The following is a 26,290-nucleotide window of genomic DNA, read 5'->3' on the forward strand; positions in this document are numbered from 1 at the left end:
TCAAATTGCGACACCCTGTGCGGTCGCTTCGTCGCGCGCTGTCTCGGCGTACACCTCGGCCAGGCAGAGCAGGCGACCTAAAGGGAGTGCGCTCGTGGGCCTTCTGTCCGGAATCGAAAAATTCTTACGGAAATCGCAATCCCATGGCGGAGGCCGCTCGTATCTCTTAGTGAACCGGCAAGATGAAGGGAAAGATCATGTCCCTCTTCAGCCACCTGGCACCCGCCAAGAGGCACTCCAAGGGCAAGAAGTCCACGACCAGCATGAAGGGGAGGACGTCCCACCACCGCAAGCACCGTCGCCGTACCTCCAGCACCGGCACGCACAAGTGACGCTGGTGTTCCTCGGCGGCCGGTGGGCGTTGGCTCCCGGTCGTCGGAGGACGACATCCGGTGAATCACGGTCCCGTGAAACTCCTCCGTCGCACCGTCCGCAGCGCCGCCCCGTTCGCGGCGTTGCGGCGGTTGCTCACTGTCGCCGAGCCGGAGGGCGAGCAGCTCGTCGCTGCCGCGCCGACACTGCCGGTGCGGCAGATCTTCCGGCGGTTCTGGCCGTACACGCGTGGCGGGCGGAAGTGGCTGCTGCCCCTGGTCGCCTTCTGCGTCGTCGGCCCCGCCATCGACGCGGCCGAGATATGGCTGTTCAAAGTGGTGGTGGACGAGGTCCTCGTGCAGCGCGACCTCAGTTCGTTCCTGCCGATCGCCCTGGCATACGCCGGGCTCAGCCTCGCCTCGGGCCTCCTGTCGTTCGCCGACGACGTGACCTCCGTCTGGGTCGGTGAGCGCTTCCTGCTCGCCCTGCGAGCGGACGTCTTCCGGCACATGCAACGCCTCTCCCTCGGCTTCTTCGAACGACGCAGGCTCGGCGATGTCCTGGCCCGGGTGACCGGTGACGTCGACGCGGTCGAGACGTTCCTGCTCTCGGGCGTGGCCCAGGCACTGTGGTACGTCATGCGGCTGGGCATCTTCCTGGGCATGCTCTTCTACCTGAGCTGGGACCTGACGCTGTTCGCCCTCGTCATCGTGCCCCTGTTCTGGTGCGCGGCCCGGTACTTCTCCCGGCTGGTGAAGGCCGCCTCCAGGGAACGCCGCCGGCGCAGCGGTTCGGTCAGCGCGGTCGCCGAGGAGGTACTGGGCAACATCGCTCTGGTGCAGGCGTACAACCGCCAGGAGTGGGAGCAGAACAGGTTCCATCGCGAGATCCTCGGCCGGTACCGCGCCACCATGGCCTCGACCAGGATCCGTGCCGTCTTCGGGCCGCTGGTCGACCTCGTCGAGCTGAGCGGGGCCCTCCTCGTGATGGGCCTGGGCACCTGGCAACTGGCCCGCGGCCGTCTCACCCTGGGTGAGCTTCTGGTCTTCTTGGCCCTGCTCGGCAAGCTCTACAGCCCGATCCGGGGCATGTCCCACCTGACCAGCACCTTCTACGCGGCTTCCGCCGCCGCGGAGCGGATCGTCGAGCTGCTCGACCAGCGCCCGCTGGTGAGTGAGGCCCCCCGTCCCGCCCGGCTCCGGCGCGCTCGCGGGCAGGTGGAGTTCGACCGTGTCGGGTTCACCTATCCGGGAACCGACCGGCCCGCGCTGCGCGATGTGTCGTTGCGTGTCGAACCCGGGCAGACCCTTGCGCTGGTCGGGGCCAGTGGCGCGGGGAAGTCCACCGTCGCCAAGCTCCTGCTGCGCTTCTACGACCCCGAGCACGGTGCCGTTCGGCTGGACGGAGCGGACCTGAGGACCCTGCGGCTCGCCGACGTCCGGGACAACGTGGCCGTGGTGCTCCAGGAGACGCTGGTCCTGCACGGCACCGTGCGCGAGAACATCCTCTACGGCCGTCCGGACGCCAGTGAGCGGGAGGTCGTCGCGGCGGCCCGCGCCGCGGCCGCGCACGACTTCGTCACCGCTCTGCCGGAGGGCTACGACACCGTCGTGGGCCAGCGCGGCAGGCTGCTGTCCGGAGGCCAGCGCCAGCGCCTGGCGATCGCCCGGGCCATGATCCGTGACGCGCCAGTCCTCGTTCTGGACGAGCCGACCACCGGCCTGGACGCCGAATCGGGCCGACGTGTCATGGAGCCGCTGCGTCGGCTCATGGCCGGACGCACCACGATCGTCATCTCCCACAACCTGCTCACTGTCCGCGACGCCACCCGGATCCTGGTACTGGACCACGGCCGGGTCGTCGAGCAGGGCACCCACCAAGACCTGCTGCTGAGCGGCAAGACCTACGCCCGGCTGCACCGGCTGCACGCTCCCGCGGACCCAGCCGACACGGTCTTCACGGCTTCCACGACCAAGGCAATCCCATGAGCCGTCCGAACCTCGCCTCGCCGCGCGCGCTCCCCCGGCCACGGACCGCCCCGCCGCTCGCGCCCCTGCCGCCGGGGGCGAGGCCGGTCGGAGGCTACGAGATCCTGGCCCATCTGACCAGAACCGGTTGGCTCGACGTGTACGACGCCTGGAGCCATGAGCGGGACTGCCGCTGCCTGCTGAAGACGCTGCGTCCGGACCGCCGGCACGAACTGCGGCTGCGCGAACGGCTCCTGCGTGAGGGCCGCTGGCTACAGGCGTTCAGCCACCCGCATCTGGTCCGCGCCTACGAGACCGTGGAGACGCCCGAGCCCCTCGTCGTCCTGGAGACTCTGGCCGGCGAGACAGTAGCCCACCTCATCGGCCGCCTGCGCCGCCGGCTCGCCGCCCCTGACGTGGCCTTCCTGGGCCTGCATCTGTGCTCCGCACTGCACTACCTGCACGGCCGGGACCTGCTGCACCTGGACGTGAAGCCCTCGAACGTGATCATCGACTGCCGACGCGCCAAGCTCCTCGACCTCAGCGTCGCCCGCCCGCCGGGGCTCGCCCCCGGCGGCATAGGCACCCCCTGCTATCTCGCCCCCGAGCAGGCACGCGGCGGCCGCCTGTCCGCCGCCGCGGATGTATGGGGGGTGGGCATCACCCTGTACGAGGTCGCCACCGGTGACCTTCCTTTCCTCGAGATCACCACCACCACGACGGACGGAGAGCCGGCCGGTGACGACGGCGCCCCGTCCACGTCCGCGAGCCCGAGCGGCACCTACGGCCGACAGGGCCGCTACCCGCAACTGGACGGCAGGGCCGCACCAGTGGGCACCCTGCGCCGTCTGCCGCGTGCGCTCGCCACCGCTGTCGACGCCTGCCTGGAACCGGACCCCAGCGCCCGGCCGAGCATCGATTCCCTCGCCGCAACGTTCGACGCGCTGCTGCCCTCCCACCGCAGGGACGTGGAACCTACGACTCACGCCGCGGACCGGTCTGTGCCCGAATGACGGCCATCGCCCACACTCCGGCGATCGACGCCGTGCACTCCCGCAGAGTCGTCCGCCCGGGGCTGGGCCGGCAGAGCCGTTCGTCTCAGCAGCGGCACGGCCAACGTACGGAGACCGCCGGGTGGTAGCCGGATAAGCTTCCGACTGATGATGGCCAAAAACCGACACAGATCCCCGTGTGAGATCCCGGAGATCCCGTTCGTCGCGCCCGCGGGTACTCCCGCCGGTGTCGAGGTCATGTCGCTGGCGGAGCTACGGCGGCGCGTCTCCGAGCGCACCCTGGCCGGGCCCCAGCGCCCCGATTTCCATCACCTCCTCACGCTGACCGCGGGCGACCTCTGGCATGTCGTCGACTTCAACGGCTACGCCCTGCGGCCGGGCTCCTGGCTGTGGGTGCGCCCAGGGCAGGTGCATCAATGGGGTGACCTCACCAAGGCCGAGGGCACTCTGATCCTCTTCCAGCAGGACGTGTTGGATCCGGCCACGGCAACGGCCGCCCGAGTCGACGACCCGCACGCACCGGTCGTCACCACCCCCGTCGCCGCCGACGCCGAGGCGGTGACCATGGCCGCTGAACACCTGAGCCGCGAGTTCCAGGCGCTCGGTCACCTGCCTCTCGAAGCGCACATCGCGGCCCTGCGCCACCTCCTCGCCGTCCTCCTGCTGCGACTGGCCCATCTCACCGTCCCGGTCGGCAGTCCCGCTCCGGAGCCGGACGAGACCTACCTGCGGTTCCGTGACGCGGTCGAACGGAACTTCACCTCCACCCGACGGGTGGAGGACTACGCCCGCATGCTCGGCTATTCGGGCCGCACCCTCGCCCGGGCGACCCTGTCCAACGCCGGGCTCAGCGCGAAGGAGTTCATCGACCGCCGGGTCGTGCTGGAGGCGAAGCGTCTGCTGGCGCACGGCGACGAGAGCGCGGCACGAATCTCGGACCACCTCGGCTTCGTCACGCCCTCCCAGTTCAGCAAGTACTTCATGCAACGCGCGGGGCGTTCCCCGATCGACTTCCGCAGGGAGATCCGGGGACTGGCGACGAACGAGTCGCATTTTGACCATCAGGACATCGGTTCAGGAATCGCCACGGCCCCTCCGAAGGGGGAGCATTGATGCAGTTCAGGCATGCCGCATTCAGGAACTCGCCATCTGTTGCCAGCTGTCATGCGCATGCCAGGTTCGCTGAAAAAGCAAAGGTGATCCTGACGATGAACCGCTCCCTTCGTATCTCCCTGCCCGCAGCCGCCGTCGCCCTCGTGGCCGGCGCGGTGATCGTTCCCTCCGCCTTGGCCACGCCGGAACACGTCACGCCGGCGCGTGCGACCAGCCATCTGTCCGCTCAGGAACTGCGCAACCAGAAGGCCGCCGTGGCCCTCCTGGACGAGGCCTTCAACCAGCACCGGCCGGGCAAGGCCGCCGAGAAGTACATCAGCGCCGACACTGACATCCAGCACAACCCGAACTTCGGCAACGGCCGCGACGCCTTCGTCAGCGGCGTCACGGGCTACCTCCAGCAGTTCCCGGACACCTCGCTGACCTTCAGGCGGACCGTGACCCAGGGCGATCTCGTGGTCGTGCAGGGCTTGGCGAAGACGTCGGCCGGGGACCGAGGCACGGTCCACCGCTGTCGGACAGGTGCTGCCCTCGGACATCCCAGGCACCCGGGCGCTCGCCGTCCGTCAGCCGGTCGGAGTCGTCGCGGCCATCGCCCCGTGGAACGCCTCCCTGGTGCTGTCCGGCCGCAGCATCGTCGGCCCGATCGCCCTCGGCAACACGGTCGTCCTCAAGCCGTCCGAGGAGTCCCCCCTCACCGGCGGCACGCTCTGGGCGGAGATCTTCGCCGAGGCCGGACTCCCTCCGGGCGTCCTCAACGTGATCACCCATGCCCCCGGCGACGCCGGCGCGATAGCCGACGCGCTGCTCTCCCATCCGGCGGTGCGCCGCGTCAACTTCACCGGCTCCACGCCCACCGGCCGCCGCCTCGCCGAGACGGCAGGCCGCCACCTCACGCGCATCGTCCTCCAGCTCAGCGGCCAGAACCCCCTCCTCGTCCTCGCCGACGCCGACCTGTCCTACGCGGTAGACGCCGCGATCTACGGCGCGTTCGTGCACCAGGGACAGGTGTGCATGTGCGCCCGCCGTATCTACGTCGAGCGGCCGATCGCCGAGGAATTCACCCGCCTCTTCACCGAGAAGGCCGCGGCGCTGCCCGTCGGCGACCCGCGCGATCCACGTACCGTGCTCGGACCGGTCATCAACGAATGGGCGCTGTCCCTCCTGGACCGCCGCGTCGAGGAGGCCGTCTCGATGGGCGCCCGTCTCCTGACCGGGGGAGTGGCCGAGCCGCCGTGGTACCCGCCAACCGTTCTGACCGACGTACCCGAGGACGCCGAAGTCTCCTTCGACGAGACCTTCGGCCCGGTCGTGATCCTGGAGACGTCGACGACGCCGACCATGCGGTGGAGCGCGCGAACGCCTCCCGCTACGGGCTGACCGCGGGTGTCCTGACCAGCGGCGCCCATCGTGGACTGGACATCGCCCGCCGTCTCGAGGCAGGGATCGTGCACGTCAACGACCAACCGGTCAACGACGAGCCGAACATGCCCTTCGGCGGTGTGAAGGAGAGCGGCTGGGGCCGCTTCGGCACGGGCTTCGCGGCGGAGGAATTCACCGAACTCCGCTGGATCACGCTGCGCGGGGAGCCTCGCGACTTCGCGTTCTGACGGGCCACGGCCGCTGCGAGCCCCTCCGGCGCTCTGGCCCCCCACAGTGAGGAGGCTGCCGTCCCAGCCGCGAGGAAACGGCACCCGCCCGCCTGGCCGCATCCTCACTCCGGGCGGGACGGATTCCAGAGCCGGTCGGCTTCACCGCGGACGACATGCTCCTCGTAGATCCGTACCTTGTATCGCATCACCTGCAAGGTCTCTTGCAGATCCCGAATCTGCTTCTCTACGTCGCTTTCGTGCCGACGCAGCAACTCGAGGCGCTCATGCTCGTTTCCCGGGCCCTGGCGGGCCAGGTCGATGTATTGCCGGATCGTCGCCAGTGACATGCCGGAGGAGCGCAGCTTCGTACAGATCGCCAGCCATTCCAGGTCCTCCTCGTGGTAGATCCGGCGGCCGTTGGACAGGCGGCGTACCGGGTTGGCGAACAGGCCCTCCCGTTCGTAGAAGCGCAATGCGTGAACGCTGAGCCCGCTGCGCTGAGCCACCTCGCCGATGCTCAAATCCATGAGCGCCCTCCCTGTCAACCATCTGTTGATCTAGACCCGACTCTAGGTTCTACCGTCGGACTGTCGGCCATCGGGGCCATCGGACGAGGGGATGCGGGAGAACATGGGCGTTTGGTTTGTCACCGGTGCTTCGCGTGGGCTCGGCGCGGAGATCACGCGTGAGGCTCTGAACCGCGGGCATCGCGTGATCGCTACGGCGAGGGACAGGTCGGCGGTGCAGCGCGCGTACCCGGAAAATCCTGACGGGTTGCTGGCGGTGAGCGCGGACGTGACTGAACCGGAGCAGCTGACGGCTGCGGTGGAGGCGGGCCTGGCTGAATTCGGCCGGATCGACGTCGTGGTCAACAACGCCGGTTACGGACTCGTGGGCGCGATCGAGGAGATCTCCGACAAGGAAGCCCGAGCACTGTTCGACGTCAACGTGTTCGGCGCGCTCAACACGTTGCGTGCGACCCTGCCCACGCTGCGCGCCCGGCGCTCCGGACACATCGTGAACATCAGCTCCGTGGGTGGCTTCTCCACTGCTCCGGCGGTGGGCCTGTACGGTGCGTCGAAATTCGCCCTGGAGGGCATCTCCGAGGCACTGCACGGCGAGCTGGCCCCACTCGGCGTGCGCGTCACGATCGTGGAGCCGGGCGGCTTTCGCACCGACTTCCTCAGCGGCTCCAGCATCCAGATCGAACCAGCCTCCATTGCGGACTACGCCGCCGGCGCGGGACCGGTGCGCGAGGCACTGGCCCAGAACGACGGCCGCCAGCCAGGCGATCCGGTGAAGGCGGCCAAAGCCATCGTCGACGTCACCGAGGCCGCCGAGCCCCCGCTGCGGCTGCAGTTGGGCGCGGACGCGGTCGAGCGTGTCGAGGCGAAGCTGGATCTGGTGCGAGGTGAACTCGACCGCTGGCGTCACGTAGCACTCTCGACCGCGATCTGAGGACTGTCCCCGCCGGTTGACCAGCAGCGCGGCGGTCAGGGTGGGGCCGGGGTGCCGGGTGGTCGCCGGATCCGCCGCCGTCGGCCGGGCCTGTCTCTGGCTGATTGTGATCATCGCGTGTTACGAAGAACCATGCCTGCACTCGAGGGACACCGCGCGTACGACGCCGTCATCGTCGGCGGCGGCCACAACGGCCTGGTCGCCGCCGCCTACCTGGCCCGCTCCGGACGGTCCGTCCTGGTGCTGGAGCGGCTCGACCACACCGGGGGCGCCGCCGTCTCCACCCGCCCCTTCGCCGGCGTCGACGCCCGGCTGTCACGGTACTCGTACCTGGTCAGCCTGCTGCCGAAGAAGATCGTGCGGGACCTCGGCCTGGACTTCCGCGTCCGCGGCCGCACGATCTCCTCGTACACACCCGTCGAGCGCGCGGGCCGGCCCACCGGGCTCCTCGTGGGCGGCGGCGAACGCCGCACCCGCGAGGCGTTCGCCCGACTGACCGGCGGCGAGGGCGAGTACGCGGCCTGGCAGCGCTTCTACGACCGCACGAACCGCGTCGCCCAGCGGGTCTTCCCCACGCTCACCGAGCCGCTGCCCACCCGGAACGAGCTGCGCCGCCGCATCGACGACGAGGACGCCTGGCGGACGCTCTTCGAGGAGCCGATCGGCGTCGCGATCGAGGAGCACTTCACCGACGACCTGGTCCGGGGCGTGGTCCTCACCGACGCGCTCATCGGCACCTTCGCCGACGCCCACGACACCTCGCTGAAGCAGAACCGCTGCTTCCTCTACCACGTCATCGGCGGCGGTACCGGCGCCTGGGACGTCCCCGTCGGCGGCATGGGGGCCCTGACCGACGCGCTGGCCGCAGCGGCCCGCGCCGCCGGTGCCGTCCTCGCCACCGGACACGAGGCCGTGCGGATCGACACGGACGGCACCACCGCCGAGGTCGGCTACCGGACGGCCGACGCGGAGGGTACCGTCACCGCCCGGCACGTCCTGGTCAACGCCTCGCCGCAGCACCTCGCGGCCCTCACCGGCGACGCCCCGCCCAGGCCCGCCGAAGGCGCCCAGCTCAAGGTGAACATGCTGCTCAAGCGGCTGCCCAGGCTGCGGGACACCTCCGTCGATCCGCGCGAGGCCTTCGCCGGCACCTTCCACATCGCCGAGGGCTACGACCAGCTCGCCACCGCCCACGCCCAGGCGGCGGCCGGTGAACTGCCCGCCGCCCCGCCCTCGGAGATCTACTGCCACTCGCTCACCGACCCGACGATCCTCGGCCCGGACCTGGTGCGGCAGGGCTATCAGACCCTGACACTGTTCGGCCTGCACACCCCCGCACGCCTTTTCGAACGGAACAACGACGCCGTACGCGCGGAACTGTTGCGGCTGACCCTCGCCCAGTTCGACGCCCACCTCGCCGAGCCCGTCGCCGACTGCCTCGCCACCGACGCCGAGGGCCGGCCCTGCATCGAGGCGAAGACCCCGCTGGACCTGGAGCGCGACCTGCGGCTGCCCGGCGGGAACATCTTCCACCGCGACCTGTCCTGGCCGTACGCCCAAGAGGACACGGGCCGTTGGGGAGTGGAGACCCGGCACGCGAACGTCCTGCTGTGCGGAGCGGGGGCGGTGCGCGGGGGAGGCGTGAGCGGGGTGCCGGGGCACAACGCGGCGATGGCGGTGCTGGAAGCCGCCGGCCGCTGAGGAGTCGCATACGTGGGGCCTCCAGGGAGCCCTCTGCGGCATGAACTGCCCGACCGACAAGCAGCACCTGGTGGAACGTGTCCGCCAGAACAAGGCGGACGAGAAAGTCGTCAGCCGCCTCGACGGATTGAAGCAGGACCACTTCGACGGGCCGAACGAGGTGCGGAAGGCCTTCCTCGGCCAGTAGCGGCCGAGGCCGGTCCCTCCGCGGCCGGCCGGCGGGTCGGTGTCGGTCCGCTCGCGGCGGCCGTGGTCGGGCGCGCAGAAAATCTGACGCAGCATCAGAAAACCTCTTCCGTCGTCCGGACGGCTGCGGCATCCTGCGCCCATGCAGACGGAGCTGAGCAACCAACTCGGGGTCGAGCACGCCGTCTTCGGCTTCACGCCGTTTCCCGCCGTCGCCGCTGCCATCAGCCGGGCGGGCGGCTTCGGCGTGCTCGGCGCGGTCCGCTACACCGCCCCCGACGAACTCAAACGCGACCTCGACTGGATCGAGGCCCACGTCGACGGACGGCCGTACGGCCTCGACGTCGTCATGCCCGCCAAGAAGGTCGAGGGAGTGACCGAGGCCGACGTCGAGGCGATGATCCCGGAGGCGCACCGGGACTTCGTCAGGGAGACCCTGGTCAAGCACGGGGTGCCCGAGCTCGCCGAGGGCGAGGCGTCCGGGTGGCGCATCACCGGCTGGATGGAGCAGGTCGCCCGCACCCAGCTCGACGTCGCCTTCGACTACCCGATCCGGCTGCTCGCCAACGCCCTCGGCTCACCCCCGGCCGACGTCGTCGCCCGCGCCCACGACCAGGGTGTCCTCGTCGCCGCCCTGGCCGGAAGCGCCCGCCACGCCCGCAAGCACAAGGACGCGGGCATCGACGTCGTCGTGGCGCAGGGGTACGAGGCCGGCGGGCACACCGGCGAGATCGCCTCCATGGTGCTCACCCCCGAGGTCGTCGAGGCGGTGGACCCGCTGCCGGTCCTGGCCGCGGGCGGCATCGGCAGCGGACAGCAGGTGGCGGCCGCGCTCGCCCTCGGCGCCCAGGGCGTTTGGCTCGGCTCCGTCTGGCTCACCACCACCGAGGCCGACCTGCACTCGCCCGCCCTCACCCGCAAGCTGCTCGCCGCCGGCTCCGGCGACACCGTCCGCTCCCGTGCCCTGACCGGCAAGCCCGCCCGCCAGCTGCGCACCGAGTGGACCGACGCCTGGGACGACCCGGACGGCCCCGGCACCCTCCCCATGCCCCTGCAGGGCCTGCTCGTCGCGGAGGCCGTCTCCCGCATCCAGAAGTACGAGGTCGAGCCGCTGCTCGGCACCCCCGTCGGCCAGATCGTCGGTCGGATGAACAGCGAACGCAGTGTCCAGGCCGTCTTCGACGACCTCACCCGCGGTTTCGAACGCGCCGTCGACCGCGTCAACCGCATTGCCGGAAGGAGCGGCCAGTGACGAGCACACCCCCCGCCGGCTTCTGGGCCCAGGCCGGCCAGGACCCCGACCGCACGGTCCTGGTCGCCCCCGACGGCGAGCAGTGGACCGCCGGACGCCTGCACGCGGCCGCCAACCGGCTCGTGCACGGACTGCGCGCCGCAGGACTCGAACGCGGCGACGTCTTCGCCGTCGTCCTCCCCAACGGCGTCGAGTTCCTCACCGCGTACCTCGCCGCCACGCAGGCCGGGTTCTACCTCGTCCCCGTCAACCACCACCTCGTCGGTCCAGAGATCGCCTGGATCGTCTCCGACTCCGGCGCCAAGGTGCTCCTCGCCCACGAACGCTTCGCCGACGCCGCAAGCCGGGCCGCCGAGGAGGCGGACCTGCCGGCCACCCACCGGTACTCAGTCGGCGCGGTCGAGGGCTTCCGCCCGTACGCCCAACTCCTGGACGGGCAGCCGGAGTCCGCCCCTGCCGACCGCACCCTCGGCTGGGTCATGAACTACACCTCGGGCACCACCGGCCGCCCGCGCGGCATCCGGCGCCCGCTGCCCGGCAAGCCCCCCGAGGAGGCCTACCTCGGCGGCTTCCTCGGCATCTTCGGCATCAGGCCGTTCGACGACAACGTGCACCTGGTCTGCTCGCCGCTCTACCACACGGCCGTCCTCCAGTTCGCGGGCGCGTCCCTGCACATCGGCCACCGCCTGGTCCTGATGGACAAGTGGACGCCCGAGGAGATGCTCCGGCTCATCGACACCCACCGGTGCACCCACACGCACATGGTCCCCACCCAGTTCCACCGCCTCCTCGCCCTCCCCGACGAGGTGCGGGCCCGCTACGACGTCTCCTCCATGCGCCACGCCATCCACGGCGCCGCGCCCTGCCCCGATCACGTCAAGCGGGCCATGCTCGACTGGTGGGGCCCCTGCGTGGAGGAGTACTACGCGGCCAGCGAGGGCGGCGGAGCCTTCGCCACGGCGGAGGACTGGCTGAAGAAGCCCGGCACGGTCGGAAAGGCCTGGCCCATCAGCGAGCTCGCCATCTTCGACGACGACGGCAACCGTCTCCCGCCCGGCGAACTCGGCACGGTGTACCTCAAGATGACGACCGGCGGCTTCGCCTACCACAAGGACGAGACCAAGACCCGCAAGAACCGCATCGGCGACTTCTTCACCGTCGGCGACCTGGGCCTCCTCGACGAGGACGGCTACCTCTTCCTCCGCGACCGCAAGATCGACATGATCATCTCGGGTGGCGTGAACATCTACCCCGCGGAGATCGAGTCCGCCCTCCTCTCCCACCCCGCCGTCGCCGACGCCGCCGCCTTCGGCATCCCGCACGACGACTGGGGCGAGGAGGTCAAGGCTGTCGTCGAACCGGCCCCCGGCCACGAACCAGGCCCCGCCCTCGCCGCCGCGCTCCTCGACCACTGCGCCGAACACCTCGCCGGCTACAAACGCCCCAAGAGCATCGACTTCACCCCGGAAATGCCCCGAGACCCCAACGGCAAGCTGTACAAGCGCCGCCTTCGCGAGCCGTACTGGGAGGGCCGCGACCGGGCCGTGTGACACCCAGTCAGGAACCCGGCCGACCGCGCGTGCGCGCCCGCTCCGGAGGGCATGCTCCCTGGGCCGTCTCCGAAGGGAGCGCCATGGAGCCCGGGGCGCCCGTGCAGGAACTGTTCGTTTTGGCCGACCGGGTGACCGAACGGATCATCACCCTCCGCTTCGCGACGACGAGCGTGGCGAACCGCGACTGGTCCGCGCTCACCGAGGACGACGTGCGTGCCGCCTGCCGACTGGCCGGGCAGGTTCTGGACCGGTCCCCGGAACGGGCCTGTGTCCTGGCCCACCTCACCCTCCTGGCCGCGCGGGCCCGCTGGGGCGAGGACCGGGACTCGCCCTGGTGGACAGCCGCCGACGTCTACGTGGAACTGGCGCGGACACGGTTGGAGCGCGTGGCGGACGGCGACCGGCTGAACCACGCCCTCGCGGTCGTCGACCGCCAGATCGCGATCCTGGACGACCGCATCGAGCGACTGCGCAGGCGCCGCCTCTCCCGTCAGGCCCGTGCTCTGGCCGCGTCGGAGGAACAGGAACGCGCCGACACACTCCAGGGCGCGGCCGCGCTGATCCTGGGCCCCTACCTGGCGAACTACGACAAGGAAGCGGTGTGGGAGAGGCTCGCCGAGTGGATCGACCCGGTGGGCCCGAAGCGCCGAACCCTGATGCTGGGCCCCGACATCGGCGAGCGGCATCGCATCGCCCAGAGCCCGATCCGGGTCAGCGAGGACATGGACAGGGCACCCATGCCGTACCCCGTCCATGCCGCCGAAAGCGCCCTCGCCCAGCTCGAACGGGCCCTGGCAACGGCCCGTGGTCATGTAAGAGGGCTGTGTCTGTACCGGAAGGTGCGCGCCCTGGACTTCCTGCGGCTCCTGGGCGAGAACGTGGTCGACTTCGAACGGCGACTGCTGGAGACGGCCGAGGAGGCACTCGTCCACCTGGACGCCGAACGAGCCCCCGAAGACCGCCTGCTCCTGCTCGACCTGCTGGTCGGGTACGGAGCCAGGCCCGCACCGCGCCACCTGGACGAACTCCTCCCGAGCCCGTTCGACCGCCTCAGGGACGCCCACGGCCCGGACCGCACCCTCACCACGCTCATCGTGACCGGGCGCTTCATCGACCGCCCCGCACTCCTCGCAGAGCTCCAGGCGTGCGCCGAGGAGGTCCTGCCCGACCTCTCCAACCGGCAACTGATCCTCAGCTATTACGACATGATCGTGCACCGACTGCCCGAGAACCGGTACGTCTGCCAAGGGATGGAGCGCCGGGCGGGGCTCGCCGCGGTGGAGGAGCAACTGCCGCAGATCGACGCGCTCGGCCGGGAAGAACCGGCCGCCGCCGCGGCGACACTGCTCCACCTGATCAGCCACGTCCGGGACGCCGACGGCGCGGGAGCGGCCGCACTGCTCGCCAAGGTCGCCGAACTGGACTCGGTGTACGCCGAAGGCCACCAGTGGCTGATGCTCCACATGGCGGTGTCGGCACGACGCCGGTACGCCGATGCACTGGCCGGGGCAGGCCGGGTGCGCGAGGCGTTCCTGGAGTACGCGGACATCGCCGAGGAACAGGTGAGGCTCCTGTCCCACCTGCGGCTGCCCAAGCTGATGCGGACGTTCGCACAGGAGGTCATCGGCCGTTTCGTACCCGTCGAGGACGCCGAGGACCCGATCCGGGTGTCGGCACTGGTGCTCATGGCGCTGAACCCCGTCGTCCGGACGCTGACCCCGTCGATGGTGCAGGGAAACGAGGACTTCGTACACTCTCTCGGCCTCCTGGCGGACCAGGAACTGCGGGCGGAGGATGTGCCGCCCGCCATCACCTTCACGCACCACTGCATGTTCAAGGGCGTCGACGTCGGCATCCTGCTCGACAACGCCCGGCCCCGGCGCGTCGGCCCGGCCTCCACGGGGCTGATGGCGGAGATCCGCGGCCGTGAGGCCGCCCTCGGACCGTACGTGCCGCCGCGGATCGACGAGCTCGAGGAGACCCTCGACTGGGTGCCGAGCGGCATGTCCGCCCTGTACTACGTGACGCTCGGCGAATCGGCGCCGGACTCCACGGTGGAAGGCTCCCTGCGGAGCCTGCGCCAGGCCTTCGACCGGTCAGTGACGCGCGACCTGCTGGGTGACCTCCTGACGTCGGACGACCCGGGCCTGTCGACCCGGCATCCGAGCACCGAACTCGGGCGTCTGAGGCACGTGCTGCCGGCCGACACGGTGCTCGTGTCGTTGTTCGTCGGAGAGCTGGCGGGCACCAACACGGCCGAAGTGCCGGTGAACAAAGCCTGTCTCACCCTGATCGCCGTGACCGCCGACGGGTGCGAGGGCTACCTCATGCGCCTGGACGCCGTGGCCGGTGTGGTCGGCATGACGAGCGAGGACCAGCTGGTGAAGTTCCACCCGCTCGCCGCGGACGTGGCCAACCTGCGGCTGTACCTCAACGCCGACGGACACAGCCGACCCGTCGGCCCGCACGCCGGCGAGTTGTTGTCCCGCTGCTACGTCCGCCTCGGCGGCCCGCCGGCGCAGGCGCTCGAGCGCTGGCGCTCCGAGGGCCGCAGGCACCTCTGCTTCTGGCCCCACGGCCCCCTGCACTACGTACCGTTCCATCTGCTGCACCACGACGGCCGTCCCCTGGCCGACGACTGGACGGTGACGACGATTCCGACGACGGCCGTCCTGGGCGACCCCGCCTCGCCGGTGGCGCCGCGTCGGATCGTCATCGCCGGCACCCGCACCGCCCATCCGGCCTTCGGCCTCGTCGAACAGGCCGCGGTGAGCGAGCACGTACGGAACCTGGCCGCACGCGTACGGCCGAGCCGGCTCATGGAGGATGCCGAGGTCACCCCGGCGAGCCTGCTGGCCGCCGCCGAGCACGCGACGCACCTGCACATCGCCGCGCACGGCTCGCACGACGCCGAGGCGGCCTGGTTCCAGTGCCTGTACCTGAATCCCGACCCCGACAACGACGGCAGGCTCTACGCCTTCCAGGTCGCGCAGGCCGACCTGAGCCGTCTCGACCTGGTCACACTCAGTGCCTGCGAGTCGGCCATGGGCCGCTACGACCTCAACGACAACCTCCGCGGGCTGCCCGCCGCCTTCCTGCTGGCCGGGGCGTCCACGGTGATCGGGGCCCTGTGGCCGGTGACGGCGGACGTGGCGTCGGTGTTCTTCGAGGAGCTGTACGTGCGCCTGGACGCCGGGGAAGGAAAGCGGAAGGCCTTTCGCGCCGCACAGCTCACGGCCCGCGAACGCTACCCGGCCTATCGCCTCTGGGGAGCGTTCACCTTCGTCGGAGCCTGGACCTGAGCCCCCCCCGCGTCAGCCCGACACGGGTGTGATCGCGAGGAAGTCCGGGATCCGTGCCGTGCAGTTGACGAACCCCGCCCGCTTCCTGCGCACGGTCGCCGACAGGCTCAGCACGGCGTCGACCGGCACGCCCCGGGGCGTGTCGGTGAGCAGCGTGAGCTGGTGCGGGTCGGCCAGTTCCCGAGGGGCGACGCGAGTGAACTCCCAGTGGACGACCGACGTGCCGACACCTTCGACACGGAGATAGGGCTCGCCCGCCTCGTCCTGCCGACTGCGCTCGGCCTCGGGCTTCAGCACGCCGAAGTCGGCCGCGACGGCGAGCCTGCTGCTGCGGACACGGGGCGTGCTCAGACCGCGGGGCGACACGCGGATGGCGACCGCCGGTTTGCCCTGCTGGTGAGCACCGGCGCTCAGCATCACCTCGAGGTTCACCAGCAGGACGGGCTCGCGGGGATCGTGCCGGAAGTTCACCTCCAGCAGCATGAGGTGGAACACGCGGTGTTGCGCGTTCTGCTCGGCGTACGGCCTCAGATCCTCCGGCAGCGCGTCCGGTTCGAGCCGCCACACCAGGGGGTGACCGAGATAGACCCGCTCTCTCACCGCGTGCGGGTCGAAGGGGCCGTGCAGCACCTTGACGGGTTCGAGCTCCAGCTCGACATAGGACGGTTCGGGAATGTCGACGTCGAATCCCATGATCCCCCCGATATATCCGCGGCCCTTCGGCCTCGGCCCCCTCGCTCCCCGACATCGCACGTGCTCCGTCATTCTGCGACCCGGCCCCCCGGAGGACAACGGCGCACGGAAGTACGGACGGTCCGCCGCTCCCGGGACGGCGGACCGCCACTCCGCTACGAGCGCACCCGCACCACCCGCAGCGCCGGCGACGACAGGATGTCCTTCTCGCAGAACCGGGACGTCACCCACCGCCCGGCCGAGAACAGCCGTGTCTCGTCGCCGTAGTGCGGCGAGTTCGGGTTCGACGACTGGGAGTACGTCAGGACCGTGCGGGCCACCGGGCAGCGGCCGTCGTCGAAGCCGACGGCCTGGATGTAGCTCGAGCCGGTCGTCACCTCCGTGTAGCCGCCGTCCGCCGGGTTCCACACGGGCTCGACCTTGTTCCAGACGCCGAGCGACTCCGTGCCGCCCGGGACGGGGATGCGCCGCCCGTCCCGTACGACGAACTGGTGCTTGCCGAGCGGGGCGTCCAGCGGGATCGCCGCCGCGCGGAGTTCGGCCACCGCGTCCGCGAGAGCCTTCGTGAAGGCGGGGGCGGTGGTGTCCAGCGTGTTCGGGGTGTGGACGGGGTCGGCGGCCGAGAACGGCACCTTCCACAGCTGGGAGGCGGGCAGCTTGCGCCAGAAGCGGTCGAAGAGCAGGGCCCCGCGGCTGTCGGTGGTCGCCGCGCGGTCCCACGTGGCGAGCACCGCGCACGCCTCCCGCACGTCGACCGCCGCGCCGTCGCTGCCCGTCGCCGTACCGCCGGGCAGCGCCGCGCACGCCTTCGCCGCGTCGGCGGCGACCAGATCACCCGCCGGCACACGGTTCGCGTACTGCTGCCGCTGGAGGTCCCGCACGGTCAGGCCGCCGCGCCGGGCCAGCGCCGCCACGTCCTCGAGCGCGCCCCGCGTCCGCAGGGAGCGCTGCGTGCCGACGGTGCCGAAGATCCGCTCGTACCCCGTCAGCGGCCGGTCCGCGTTGGCAAGCCAGGCACTGTCGTTGGAGTTGTCCAACGTAGGAAGCGTGGACAAAGGCGCTGGTCAACCTGGCTGTTAACCCTGGGTATTCAGCGGAATTGGGTGATCTGACGCCCCGATAGCAGAAACGTGGCGTTGACCCGCAAGGAGACAGGACTCCGTTAGCCTTGAAATTTCGTGACGGTTCGCCGACGGAGTCGGTGGACCGTTTTCGTGCCGTGGGCTGGGGCTGTGCAGGCTGAAGACACGAGTGTCGCTTCGGGATGGCGCCGGATTCCACTGCTCCGGGTTTGAGGTGCTGTCGAAGGGACGGGGCATCTATTGGCCAGCCTGGGTCCGGGAGTTGGTTGAGCCGGTTGAGGGCGGCGGTGATGTGGTTGCTCCAGGGCCGGTGCCGGGCCAGGCGGAGGATCCGCCGATGGCCGATGGTCACGAGTTGCCTGGCCGTGGTGAACGGGCGGAGCCGCAGGCGGCGGGGCTCCCGGAGTCTGGTCTTGCTGGTCAGTGCGAGCATCGGCATTCAGGCCAGCAGGTCCAGCGCGATCTCCAGCCAGATCTGGTTCTGGGCCGTGCGGTGCAGGGGGAGAATCCGCAGCCGGTGGCCCGGGCGGCCCTGATGTGGTCCTCGACACGGGCCCGCAGCCGGTGCCGGAGCCCGAGCTTGGCGCCCGGCCGGCTGGAGGTGTTGGAGGCGAAACACCAAGCCGCATGCCTTCCACGGGGGTCAGCCTCAACGGGGCCCCAGGGTGCGGCCTTTCCTTCCGGATGATCCGCCGCATGCCCTTTGGTCGGCCGTCCAGGACGCCGCCGGTGAGTTCGGCTCCTGGCTGGCCTCCGGTGTGGACCCCGCCGAATGCGCTCGCAGGGCAGGCCAGAGCACCCAGGTTCTCTTCCGCTACTAAGCGAAGTTCCTGGCCGGGACCTTAGCTGTGGGTCTTGCGGGCGAAGCAGTACACGCAGGTACTGCTTCTCCCTCGGTATCTTCTCGTGCCCGAGGCGGGAGGCATGAGGCAGGGTCGTTTCAAAGTCCGGGTTGCGGGTGATCGTGCAGGTCAGGCGATGCCGAGTAGGTCGAGCGGCCTGTTGAAGGGGTCGTGGCCGCCGCGGTCCGGGCTCTGGGCCTGAGCTGGGGGTGCTTCACGTCGAGCTGCGGTCGACGACGAGCGGTCCCCGCCTGATCGAGGTCAACGGTCGGCCGACGGGGGACCTCATACCACTCCTCCTCGAGCTGGCCACTGGCATCAACATCTCCCCAGGCCCTGGCCACCCTCGCCACCGGCGAGACGCCCGACCTAAAGCGCGTTGCACAAGGCCGTGTTTGGGTAGGTCAGGGCCTATGATCGCGGTCTTCTGCATGATGCGAGGGCGAGGTTGTGGATATGCGCGACGGCTTGGACCGCGTGGTGGAGGCCGTCGCCGTGCTGCTTCAGTTGCGGAGGATCTTGTAGTTCTTCATCCGGCCGATCACATGCTCCACGCGCGCTCGCACCTTGCGGTGGGCGGCGTTGTCGTCCTCCTCGCCCGGCAGCAGGGGCCGGTGAGGCCGTTTGCGGTGCGGCATGACCATCCCGCAGTTGAGATAGGCGCCGTCGCCCAGGACGGTCACGCCCTGGCAGTGTTCGCTCAGCCCGGAGGCCCGCCAGGCGTGCGCGTCCGCGGTGGTGCCGGGCACCCGGCGGGCGGCGGCGATCACAAGGCGGATGTCGGCATCGACGATGACCTGCACGTTCGCCGAGAACCGGTAGTTGCGTGACGATGAGCCGATGTTCCGGTCGCGGACCGGGACCAGGGTGCCGTCCACGATCCACAACCGGTCCGCGGCATCGGCCGTCCGCGTACGAAGGGACCCCGCAGGCCCGCCTCCACCGTCGCTCCGTAGGCAGCGAGGACTGGATCCGCACCGAGCTCCCACAGCTGCCGCCGTCAGACGGACCGGCAGCTCCGGGTTCTCGGCGTCACGGCCGGGGCGCATCCTGCGGGTCGGCCGGAACCGAGTCCGGACCCGGGAGGCCCCTCGGCGGGTGCGCGGCCCGCAGGATCGACGTATCGCCGCGGAGGGAGGCATCAAGAAGCTCGACCGGGTGGACGACGGGGATGCCGGGGTCGCCCGTATGACGGCGTATCTGCAGCAAGCAGCCCGCGTTCCCCGTTGCGATCACGTCTGGCCCGCCGGCGAGGAGGTTGTCCGCCTTGCGCAGGCCCGGCCGTTCGGCGGGCTCGGGCTGCACCAGGGTGTAGATGCCTGCGGAGCCGCAGCAGATCTCCGGCTCCGCCACGTCGACCAGGGTCAGGCCGGGGACCGTTCCGAGGAGCTGCCGTGGCTCGGCCGTGATCCGCTGTGCGTTGGCCAGGTGGCAGGCGTCGTGGTAGGCCACCCGGGCCGGCAGCGGATGGCGCGGGGCTACCGGCGTGAGTGAGGCGAGCAGCTCGCTCACGTCGCGGACCTTCGCCGAGAACGCCTCGGCTCGTTCGGCGTAGCCGGGATCGTCGCGCAGCAGCTCGCCGTACTCCTTGAGCGTGGACCCCGCAGCCGGCGACGTTGACCACGATCGCGTCCACGTCCAGGTCGCCGAGGGCGTCGATCGTGGCGCGTGCCCGCCGCGCCGCGTCGGAGTCCAGGCCCACGTGCATGCTCAGCGCGCCGCAGCAAGGCTGGCCGGGCGGGACGACGACGTCGCAGCCCTCGGCGGACAACACCCGTACGGTCGCGGCGTTGACGTGACCGAAGTAGACCCGCTGCGCGCATCCGGTCAACAGCGCGACGCGCAGTCGTCGTTCGGTCCGTGCGGGCACGAAGGCCGGGGCACGGGTGAACAGGGCGCGCAGGCGCACGGGCGGCAGCAGACCGTCGAGCGCGCGGAGTCGGGGCGGGACCAGACGGCGGAGGAGGCGCTGCAGGCCGCTGCGTTGGTAGAGCAGCCCGAGCACGGTGGCCGCGCGCAGGCGGTTCGGATAGGGGAACAAGCTGAAGATCAGCTGGCGGAAGAGCGCGTCCGCGGGCGCGCGCGGGACGTTCCGCTCCACCTGCGGCCTGGTCGCCTCCAGCAGCCGGTCGTACCGCACGCCGGACGGGCACGCGGTGACACAGGCCATGCAGCCGACGCACCCGTCGATGCCGGGCGAACGTGGCGTCAAGAGGCACCTCGCCGCGGTCGGCCAGATCCATCAGGTGGATGCGGCCACGCGGCGAATCCATCTCCTTCCCGTCCAGCAGGTAGGTGGGGCAACTGGGCAGGCAGAAGCCGCAGTGGACGCAATCGTCCAGCAACTCCCGGCGAGGGGGATTCGTCTCGTCGAACGAGTTCAGAACCATGGGGAGAACCTTCCGGTACCGAATCGGTCCGACGGATTGAACTGCTGTTTGACTGCCCGCATCACGGCCACCGATGCCGGCGGCGGGCCCCACGCCGGCACGTCGGTCCCACGACGCAGGACGACCGTGCTGCCGCCCCGGCCGGCGATGTCCTCCCGGAGCGGGTCGAGCGCGGCGGCCGTGGTGTTCCGGAGCCGTACATGTGCACACCCGTCCCGAGCCCACCACTCAAGACGGGCGGCGAGCCGGCCGCCGCCCGCACCCGCTCGGCCACCCATGGCCACAGGCCGGGCAGCGCGCCGATCCGGAACACCGTGTCACCGGGTTCGCCCGGCGACACCCCCGCTACCCCGTCCCAGACCGAGGGGTCGGCCTCCTCGAATCCCGTGGCGCGCGCCCGCCGGGCCACACCCGCCGACGTGCCCTCGAAGCGGGCCAGCAACCGGCCGTCGTACCACTCCAGTGTCACCGGCTCCAGACCGTCCCGCATCAACCGGTCCGCCAAGCCGAGGCTCTGCTCCGGCGCGCAGACGGCGGCGACGGTGCACGACGCCTCGGCCGACGGGTGCAGCCGCAGGGTCACTTCGGCGATCACGCCGAGCGTTTCCAGCGAGCCGTGGAACAGAGCCGGACCACGACCCTGGTGACGACGCCGAGAGTGCCCTCGGAGCCGATGAACGCGCCGAGCAGGTCGTACCCGGGCTGCTGTGGGGAGTCTGCGCCCAGCGTGGTGATCGTGCCGTCGGCGAGGACGTGGTGAACGGTGAAGCCGTACTTGAGGCAGTGGGCGCCTCCGGAGGTCTCCGCCACGTTCCCGCCGATCGTGCACACCTGCTGGCTGGAGGGGTCCGGCGCGTAGTACAGGTCGATCGGCTCCGCGGCCCGGCTGATCTCACGGTTGGTGACACCGGGCTCGACGACGGCCCGCCGGTTCACCGGGTCGACCTCGATCACCCGGCGCAGGCGCTGCACGGACACGACCACTCCGTCGGCCACCGGCAGGGCACCGCCGGGCAGACCGGTGCCGGCGCCGCGCGCCACGAAGGGGATTCCGTGGCGGGCGCAGACCGCGACGGCGGCCGCCACCTCGGCCGCCGAGTCCGGCAGCACGACCAGCGGGGGAGTCACCCGGTACCCCGTCAGCCCGTCGCATTCGTACGTCCGTAGTTCGGTCGGCTCGGTGAGGACGTTCTCCTCGCCGAGGACGGCTGTGAACTCACGGATCACGGAGGCGTCCACGGCTACTCCCGGTACTCGACGACGACGGTCTCGAAGAGCGCCAGCTCGGGCAGCGTCAGCGACAGCGTCCCGTCGTGCGCGGACAGCGGGATGTCCACGCCCGCCCGCAACGCGTGCGCGCGCAGCGGCGTGTGGTCGGTGGTGAGAGCCACCCGGATGTCCCGGACCGGGACCGGCGCGTGGAAGGCGGTGCCCGACTGGCCGGTCAGGTTGACGAGGCTGACGAGGAGGGCGCCGGCGCCGGGGTTGTCCCGCGCCACCACCTCGACGGTGGCGGGTGCGTCGGTGGTGAGCCGCGGCTTCAGACCGAGCAGGTCGCGCAGAGCCGCCATCACCAGACGGGCGTGGCCGTCGTAGGCGTAACTCTGGTAGTGGGTGCCGACGTTCCAGGGGATCACCACATCGCCGGACGGCGTCCGCACCAGACCGGGGGTGTCGGAGACCTCGGTGTGGTAGCACTTCTCCGGGGGACCGAACATGTGCGGCGGGATGTACGCCAGGAAGCCCTCGCCCTCGCCCTCGTACGGTGCGAACCTGCCGTAGAGGTACACCAGGTCCAGGTTGTCGAGGCCGGTGAGCTGCTTCCTGTCGTCCGGCCGGTCGTCCGGCCGGATCGCGAAGTACGCGCCCTGCACGTGCGCGTCGACGTCGGCTCCCGTGGCGCCGGTGGTGAGGACAGGGCGGTCCGTTCCGACGCTCAGGCGGGGGTCGGGCAGGACGACGGCCGCGTACCGGCGCAGCCGCTCCGGGTCCACCAAGTCCTCGCGGAGCACGTCGAACTGCACGTGGTGCTCGGCGAGGATGCGGTACAACCCGAAGAACTTGGGGTTGGCTGTCCTCGGTTGGACCAGGCACACGTCCGGCGGGCCCGGTCGAATGCGGCGGCAGCCCGATGCTGCCGCCCCAGGGAGCCCCCGCCCCACAGCCGACCAGCCAGGTACCGGACACCCTCATCGGCAAGCGGTTCGTCGACCCCGCCGACACGCTCGAACTCCTCTGCACCGCCTCCGGCGCCGGCCACCTCACGTACGGAGGAAGGCCCCTGGCGGTCAAACCGCCCAAGGCCCTGCCCGCCTCGGACTGATCCGCCCTCAGTTACAAGGAGTCCCATGGACCGCGATGACATGATCCTCATCAGCGTCGACGACCACATCATCGAACCGCCGGACCTGTTCGCGAACCACCTGCCCGCCCGTTACAAGAAGGACGCTCCGCGTCTGGTCCACCGCGAGGATGGCAGCGACGTCTGGCAGTTCAGGGACGCCAGGATCGGCAACGCCGCACTCAACGCGGTCGCGGGCCGGCCCAAGGAGGAGTACGGCATGGAGCCGCAGGGCCTGGAGGAGATCAGGCCCGGCTGCTACGACGTCGACGAGTGGGTCGCCGACATGAACGCCGGTGGCGTCCTCGCGCAGCTGAACTTCCCTTCCTTCCCGGGCTTCCGCCCGCCTGTTCGCCACCGAGGACTCCGATTTCTCGCTGGCCCTGGTGCGCGCCTACAACGACTGGCACATCGACGAGTGGTGCGCCGCCCCCCCCGGCCGCTTCATCCCCATGGCCCTCCCGGCCATCTGGGACGCCGAGCTGTGCGCCCAGGAGATCCGGCGGGTCGCCGAGAAGGGGTGTCACGCCCTCACGTTCCCGGAGAACCCGGTCCCGCTCGGCTACCCCAGCTTCCACTCCGAGTACTGGGACCCCGTATGGCGGGCGCTGACCGACTGCGGCACGGTCATGAATCTGCACATCGGATCCTCCGGCCGCCTCGCTATCACCGCGCCCGACGCACCGCCGGACGTGATGATCACCCTCCAGCCCATCAACCTCGTTCAGGCGGCCGCCGACCTGATGTGGTCCCGCGTCCTCAAGGAGTACCCGGCCATCAGGATCGCCCTGTCGGAGGGCGGCACCGGCTGGATCCCCTACTTCCTGGACCGCCTGGACCGTACCTACGAAATGCACGCCACCTGGACGCTCCAGGACTTCGGCGGAAGGCGGCCCTCGGAGATCTTCCGCGAGCACTTCCTGACCTGCTTCATCAGCGACCCGATCGGGGTGAAGCTCTGTCACGACATCGGAATCGACAACATCTGCTGGGAAGCCGACTACCCGCACAGCGACTCGATGTGGCCCAACGCCCCCGAGGAACCCCACGAGGTGCTGATTGCCAACTCCGTGCCGGACGACGACATCAACAAGATGACGCACGAGAACGCCATGCGCTGGTACTCCTTCGACCCGTTCGCCCACGTCCCCCGCGAACAGGTCGCGGGCGCCGAGTTTGGCCATGGCGCGGTTGGCGTGGGTCTTGACGGTGACGGGGGTGACGAAGAGGCGTTCGGCGATCTCGTCGTTGGCCAGGCCGGAGCCCACCAGTGTCAGCACTTCCCGTTCCCGGGGGGTCAGGGTGGCCAGTCGCGTGGTGTCGACGAGGTCGCCGGGGGAGGGGTGGGCGAGGACGCGGGAGATGAGACCCTTGGTGGCCGCTGGGGAGAGCAGCGCCTCGCCAGCGGCCACCAGGCGGACGGCGTCGAGCAGTTGCGCCGGTTCGATCCCCTTGCCCAGGAAGCCGCTCGCGCCGGCCCGCAGGGACTCGATGACCAGGTCGTCCTCCTCGAAGGTGGTCAGGACGAGGACCTTCACCCCGGCCAGGTCCTCGTCCTGGGCGATCAGCCGGGTCGCCTCGATACCGTCGACTTCGGGCATCCGGATGTCCATGACCACGACATCGGCGCGCTCGGTCCGGGCCAGTCGCGCCGCCTCCCGCCCGTTGGAGGCCTCAGCGACGACCTCCATGTCCGGCTGGGCGCCGATGAGCAGCCGGAAGGTGCCGCGGAGCAGGGCCTGGTCGTCGGCGAGAAGGACGCGAATGGGCATGAGTGGCCTTTCCTCACGGGGCGTCAGACAGGGTGGGGGCGAGCGAGAGGGGCAGTTCGGCGACGACCTGGAAGCCGCCCTCCGGCCGGGGTCCGGCGGTGACGGTACCGCCTATGGCGACGGCCCGTTCGCGCATGCCGATCAGACCGTGACCGGTGCCCGCGCCCCTGGGCGCGCCGGGGCGCCCGTCGTCTGTCACGGTGACCCTGAGCGCGTGCACGCCGTAGGCGAGGATGATCTCGGTCCGGGTGGCCGAGGCGTGCTTGTGGGTGTTGGTGAGGGCTTCCTGGATGATCCGGTAGGCGGTCAGCTCGGTGGCCGGCGCCAGCGGCGAAGGATCCCCGGTCCGGGACACGCACACGGGGAGCCCGCTCGCCCGGAACCCGCCCACGAGGCTGTCGAGATCGGCCAGGCGTGGGATGGGGGCCCGCGAGTCCGGCGCGTCGTCGGGCTGGCGCAACAGGCCGACGGTGGCGCGCAGTTCGTCGAGCGCAGCGCGGCTGTTGTCCTTGATGTGGGCGAGCGCCTCGTAGGCCTGGTCGGGGTTGGCGCGCATGAGATGGTGCGCCACACCGGCCTGGGCGTTGACCAGGGTGATGTGGTGGGCGACGACGTCGTGCAGATCGCGCGCGATGCGCACGCGTTCCTCGGTGACCCGGCGCCGGGCCTCCACTTCCTGCATGCGCTCGGCACGCTCCACCCGTGCCCTGGCCGCCGCGAGGTTCTCACGGCGGCTGCGGACGGCGCGGCCCAGCGTGGTGGCTCCGATCGCGAAGTCCAACCGCAGCAGACTGGCCCCCGCCACCACGGACTCTCCGTGGGTGGCGGCGTACACACCGGTGATCGCCACGGCCGCCGCTGTCCCGACCGTCCACGCGGTGCGCCGGCTGCCGAGGAGGGCGAGGGTGTACAGGGCGACCAGGCTCGCCGCCGGCGTCGGCGCGATGTGCGAGGCGACGGCCATCAGCGTGAGGTCGCCCGCCACCGTGAACAGGGCGACCGCCAGCGGCCGGCGGCTCCGGAAGGCCAAGGGCATGCAGGACAGTGCTGTCCATGCGACCTCATGCCACCGAGGCTCCTGCCAGCCGTCCTGACCGACGGCGGTCGCCGCCGCGGCAATCACGACCAGAGGCATCGCGGGCAGAGCGTCTGTGATGCGGTCATGACGGGCCAGCCACTGTCGCCACACCATGGGCAGTTCCATTCCCTCACTCTAAGCAGCGCCGGCCGGTGGAAGGCGAGGTCAGCACCCTTCCACCGGCCGATGTGCGATGTCGGTCCGTCGTGCTGACGGTCAGCGGGCCAGGCCGGTGGTCTCCGGCTCCCGTACGGCGTGCAGCGGGTGCCCGAACTCCTCGGCGGGGCCTTCCACGGACACGTTGGGCAGCGCGCGGTCCAGGCGGCGGGGCAGCCACCAGTTGGCCCGTCCGCACAGGTGCATGAGCGCGGGCACGACGACCATGCGGATCAGCAGGGCGTCCACGGCGACGGCGACGGCGAGGCTGACGCCGAACTCGGAGATGACGCGCATGCCGCCGAACACAAAGGAACCGAAGACACACACCATGATCGTCGCGGCGACCACGATCACCTTGCCGGTCTCGGCCTGGCCGACCCGGACCGCGCGGTGGCTGTCGCCGGTGTGGGCCCACTCCTCGCGCATCCGGCTGACCAGGAAGACCTGGTAGTCCATGGACAGGCCGAACATGATGCCGACGACC

At 70.6% G+C, this 26,290-nt stretch carries 21 protein-coding genes and 9 pseudogenes; 15 read left to right on the forward strand and 15 right to left on the reverse strand.

The features are described from left to right. Positions 1-197: 197 nt before the first annotated feature. The 7 genes and pseudogenes from IG99_RS51465 to IG99_RS51470 all read left to right on the forward strand — a co-directional run bounded on the left by IG99_RS51465 (position 198) and on the right by IG99_RS51470 (position 6,015). Entirely contained in the window at positions 198-332 is a 135-nt protein-coding gene (locus tag IG99_RS51465) for a hypothetical protein (RefSeq protein WP_267882579.1), read from the forward strand. Positions 333-407: 75 nt separating this feature from the next. Continuing rightward, a complete protein-coding gene (locus tag IG99_RS31575) occupies positions 408-2,300 on the forward strand; it encodes an ABC transporter ATP-binding protein (RefSeq protein WP_234312026.1) in 1,893 nt (630 codons plus the stop codon). After that, positions 2,297-3,292 carry a serine/threonine-protein kinase gene (locus IG99_RS31580; protein ID WP_063768356.1) on the forward strand — a complete coding sequence of 332 codons (996 nt, stop codon included), beginning with the start codon at positions 2,297-2,299 and terminating at the stop codon, positions 3,290-3,292. Before IG99_RS31575 ends, IG99_RS31580 begins: the two co-directional genes overlap by 4 nt. Positions 3,293-3,439: 147 nt before the next feature. After that, positions 3,440-4,405 carry an AraC family transcriptional regulator gene (locus tag IG99_RS31585; RefSeq protein WP_199815646.1) on the forward strand — a complete coding sequence of 322 codons (966 nt, stop codon included), beginning with the start codon at positions 3,440-3,442 and terminating at the stop codon, positions 4,403-4,405. A gap of 95 nt (positions 4,406-4,500) precedes the next feature. Beyond that, positions 4,501-4,845: pseudogene (locus tag IG99_RS52090) on the forward strand (nuclear transport factor 2 family protein); the annotation flags it as partial. An 82-nt stretch (positions 4,846-4,927) separates the two neighbouring features. Continuing rightward, a complete protein-coding gene (locus IG99_RS31590) occupies positions 4,928-5,785 on the forward strand; it encodes an aldehyde dehydrogenase family protein (protein WP_199815647.1) in 858 nt (285 codons plus the stop codon). Beyond that, positions 5,752-6,015: an aldehyde dehydrogenase family protein gene (locus IG99_RS51470; RefSeq protein WP_199815648.1), complete on the forward strand. Its 264-nt coding sequence runs from the start codon at positions 5,752-5,754 to the stop codon at positions 6,013-6,015. Before IG99_RS31590 ends, IG99_RS51470 begins: the two co-directional genes overlap by 34 nt. Before the next feature lie 104 nt (positions 6,016-6,119). Here the strand turns inward: IG99_RS51470 and IG99_RS31595 are convergent, their stop codons facing one another. After that, on the reverse strand, positions 6,120-6,524 hold the full coding sequence (locus IG99_RS31595) for a MerR family transcriptional regulator (RefSeq protein WP_037679960.1): 405 nt from the start codon (positions 6,522-6,524) through the stop codon (positions 6,120-6,122). Positions 6,525-6,615: 91 nt separating this feature from the next. Here IG99_RS31595 and IG99_RS31600 point away from each other — a divergent pair, with 91 nt between their 5' ends. The 6 genes and pseudogenes from IG99_RS31600 (at position 6,616) to IG99_RS31620 (ending at position 15,449) form a co-directional block, all read left to right on the forward strand. Beyond that, positions 6,616-7,455, forward strand: coding sequence for an oxidoreductase (locus IG99_RS31600; RefSeq protein WP_037679962.1), 840 nt, complete (start codon positions 6,616-6,618; stop codon positions 7,453-7,455). Between the two features lie 132 nt (positions 7,456-7,587). Further along, positions 7,588-9,156 (forward strand): phytoene desaturase family protein, encoded by a 1,569-nt coding sequence (locus IG99_RS31605; protein ID WP_037679964.1) that lies wholly within the window; start codon positions 7,588-7,590, stop codon positions 9,154-9,156. A 31-nt stretch (positions 9,157-9,187) separates the two neighbouring features. Beyond that, a pseudogene (locus IG99_RS46275) lies at positions 9,188-9,343 on the forward strand (DUF2795 domain-containing protein); the annotation flags it as partial. A 141-nt stretch (positions 9,344-9,484) separates the two neighbouring features. Then, the gene (locus tag IG99_RS31610) at positions 9,485-10,594 is read left to right on the forward strand and encodes an NAD(P)H-dependent flavin oxidoreductase (RefSeq protein ID WP_037679965.1); all 1,110 of its coding nucleotides are present in this window, start codon (positions 9,485-9,487) and stop codon (positions 10,592-10,594) included. Continuing rightward, positions 10,591-12,144 (forward strand): acyl-CoA synthetase, encoded by a 1,554-nt coding sequence (locus IG99_RS31615; protein WP_037679967.1) that lies wholly within the window; start codon positions 10,591-10,593, stop codon positions 12,142-12,144. The genes IG99_RS31610 and IG99_RS31615 overlap by 4 nt, the downstream gene beginning before the upstream one ends. 83 nt (positions 12,145-12,227) lie before the next feature. Continuing rightward, entirely contained in the window at positions 12,228-15,449 is a 3,222-nt protein-coding gene (locus IG99_RS31620) for a CHAT domain-containing protein (RefSeq protein WP_037679968.1), read from the forward strand. Between the two features lie 12 nt (positions 15,450-15,461). Here the strand turns inward: IG99_RS31620 and IG99_RS31625 are convergent, their stop codons facing one another. From IG99_RS31625 to IG99_RS49755, 10 genes and pseudogenes are all read right to left on the reverse strand, one after another. Beyond that, positions 15,462-16,142 carry a hypothetical protein gene (locus IG99_RS31625; protein ID WP_037679970.1) on the reverse strand — a complete coding sequence of 227 codons (681 nt, stop codon included), beginning with the start codon at positions 16,140-16,142 and terminating at the stop codon, positions 15,462-15,464. A 155-nt stretch (positions 16,143-16,297) separates the two neighbouring features. Then, positions 16,298-17,206, reverse strand: a pseudogene (locus IG99_RS31630) (penicillin acylase family protein); the annotation flags it as partial. A 265-nt stretch (positions 17,207-17,471) separates the two neighbouring features. Then, positions 17,472-18,018: pseudogene (locus IG99_RS46280) on the reverse strand (transposase); the annotation flags it as partial. A 459-nt stretch (positions 18,019-18,477) separates the two neighbouring features. Next, positions 18,478-18,980: pseudogene (locus IG99_RS31640) on the reverse strand (transposase family protein); the annotation flags it as partial. Positions 18,981-19,098: 118 nt separating this feature from the next. Then, positions 19,099-19,578, reverse strand: coding sequence for a (Fe-S)-binding protein (locus IG99_RS49740; protein WP_063768357.1), 480 nt, complete (start codon positions 19,576-19,578; stop codon positions 19,099-19,101). Positions 19,579-19,672: 94 nt separating this feature from the next. Next, positions 19,673-20,236, reverse strand: a pseudogene (locus tag IG99_RS52095) (heterodisulfide reductase-related iron-sulfur binding cluster); the annotation flags it as partial. An 85-nt stretch (positions 20,237-20,321) separates the two neighbouring features. Further along, positions 20,322-20,456 (reverse strand): annotated as a pseudogene (locus IG99_RS52100) (4Fe-4S dicluster domain-containing protein); the annotation flags it as partial. Positions 20,457-20,517: 61 nt separating this feature from the next. Next, positions 20,518-21,051 carry a hypothetical protein gene (locus IG99_RS48025; protein ID WP_037679976.1) on the reverse strand — a complete coding sequence of 178 codons (534 nt, stop codon included), beginning with the start codon at positions 21,049-21,051 and terminating at the stop codon, positions 20,518-20,520. Further along, the gene (locus IG99_RS49750) at positions 21,048-21,695 is read right to left on the reverse strand and encodes an FAD-binding protein (RefSeq protein ID WP_199815649.1); all 648 of its coding nucleotides are present in this window, start codon (positions 21,693-21,695) and stop codon (positions 21,048-21,050) included. Before IG99_RS49750 ends, IG99_RS48025 begins: the two co-directional genes overlap by 4 nt. Positions 21,696-21,697: 2 nt before the next feature. After that, positions 21,698-22,507: a hypothetical protein gene (locus IG99_RS49755; protein ID WP_037679979.1), complete on the reverse strand. Its 810-nt coding sequence runs from the start codon at positions 22,505-22,507 to the stop codon at positions 21,698-21,700. An 80-nt stretch (positions 22,508-22,587) separates the two neighbouring features. Here IG99_RS49755 and IG99_RS31665 point away from each other — a divergent pair, with 80 nt between their 5' ends. Further along, positions 22,588-22,779 carry a hypothetical protein gene (locus IG99_RS31665; protein ID WP_051866118.1) on the forward strand — a complete coding sequence of 64 codons (192 nt, stop codon included), beginning with the start codon at positions 22,588-22,590 and terminating at the stop codon, positions 22,777-22,779. A 7-nt stretch (positions 22,780-22,786) separates the two neighbouring features. On the opposite strand, the gene IG99_RS50650 is transcribed toward IG99_RS31665, so the two are convergent. Continuing rightward, positions 22,787-23,155 (reverse strand): hypothetical protein, encoded by a 369-nt coding sequence (locus tag IG99_RS50650; RefSeq protein ID WP_234312027.1) that lies wholly within the window; start codon positions 23,153-23,155, stop codon positions 22,787-22,789. 28 nt (positions 23,156-23,183) lie between these two features. On the opposite strand from IG99_RS50650, the pseudogene IG99_RS50655 reads away from it, so the two are divergent. Further along, positions 23,184-23,867, forward strand: a pseudogene (locus IG99_RS50655) (amidohydrolase family protein); the annotation flags it as partial. A gap of 90 nt (positions 23,868-23,957) precedes the next feature. Here the strand turns inward: IG99_RS50655 and IG99_RS46295 are convergent. The 3 genes and pseudogenes from IG99_RS46295 to IG99_RS31680 all read right to left on the reverse strand — a co-directional run. After that, positions 23,958-24,569: pseudogene (locus IG99_RS46295) on the reverse strand (response regulator transcription factor); the annotation flags it as partial. A 13-nt stretch (positions 24,570-24,582) separates the two neighbouring features. Beyond that, the gene (locus IG99_RS31675) at positions 24,583-25,773 is read right to left on the reverse strand and encodes a sensor histidine kinase (protein WP_037679984.1); all 1,191 of its coding nucleotides are present in this window, start codon (positions 25,771-25,773) and stop codon (positions 24,583-24,585) included. A gap of 90 nt (positions 25,774-25,863) precedes the next feature. Continuing rightward, positions 25,864-26,290 (reverse strand): MMPL family transporter (locus IG99_RS31680; RefSeq protein ID WP_037679987.1); only part of this gene is annotated, 427 nt, incomplete at its 5' end.

It is taken from the genome of Streptomyces griseus subsp. griseus (assembly GCF_000720255.1).
GTDB classification, from domain to species: Bacteria; Actinomycetota; Actinomycetes; order Streptomycetales; family Streptomycetaceae; genus Streptomyces; species Streptomyces griseus_I.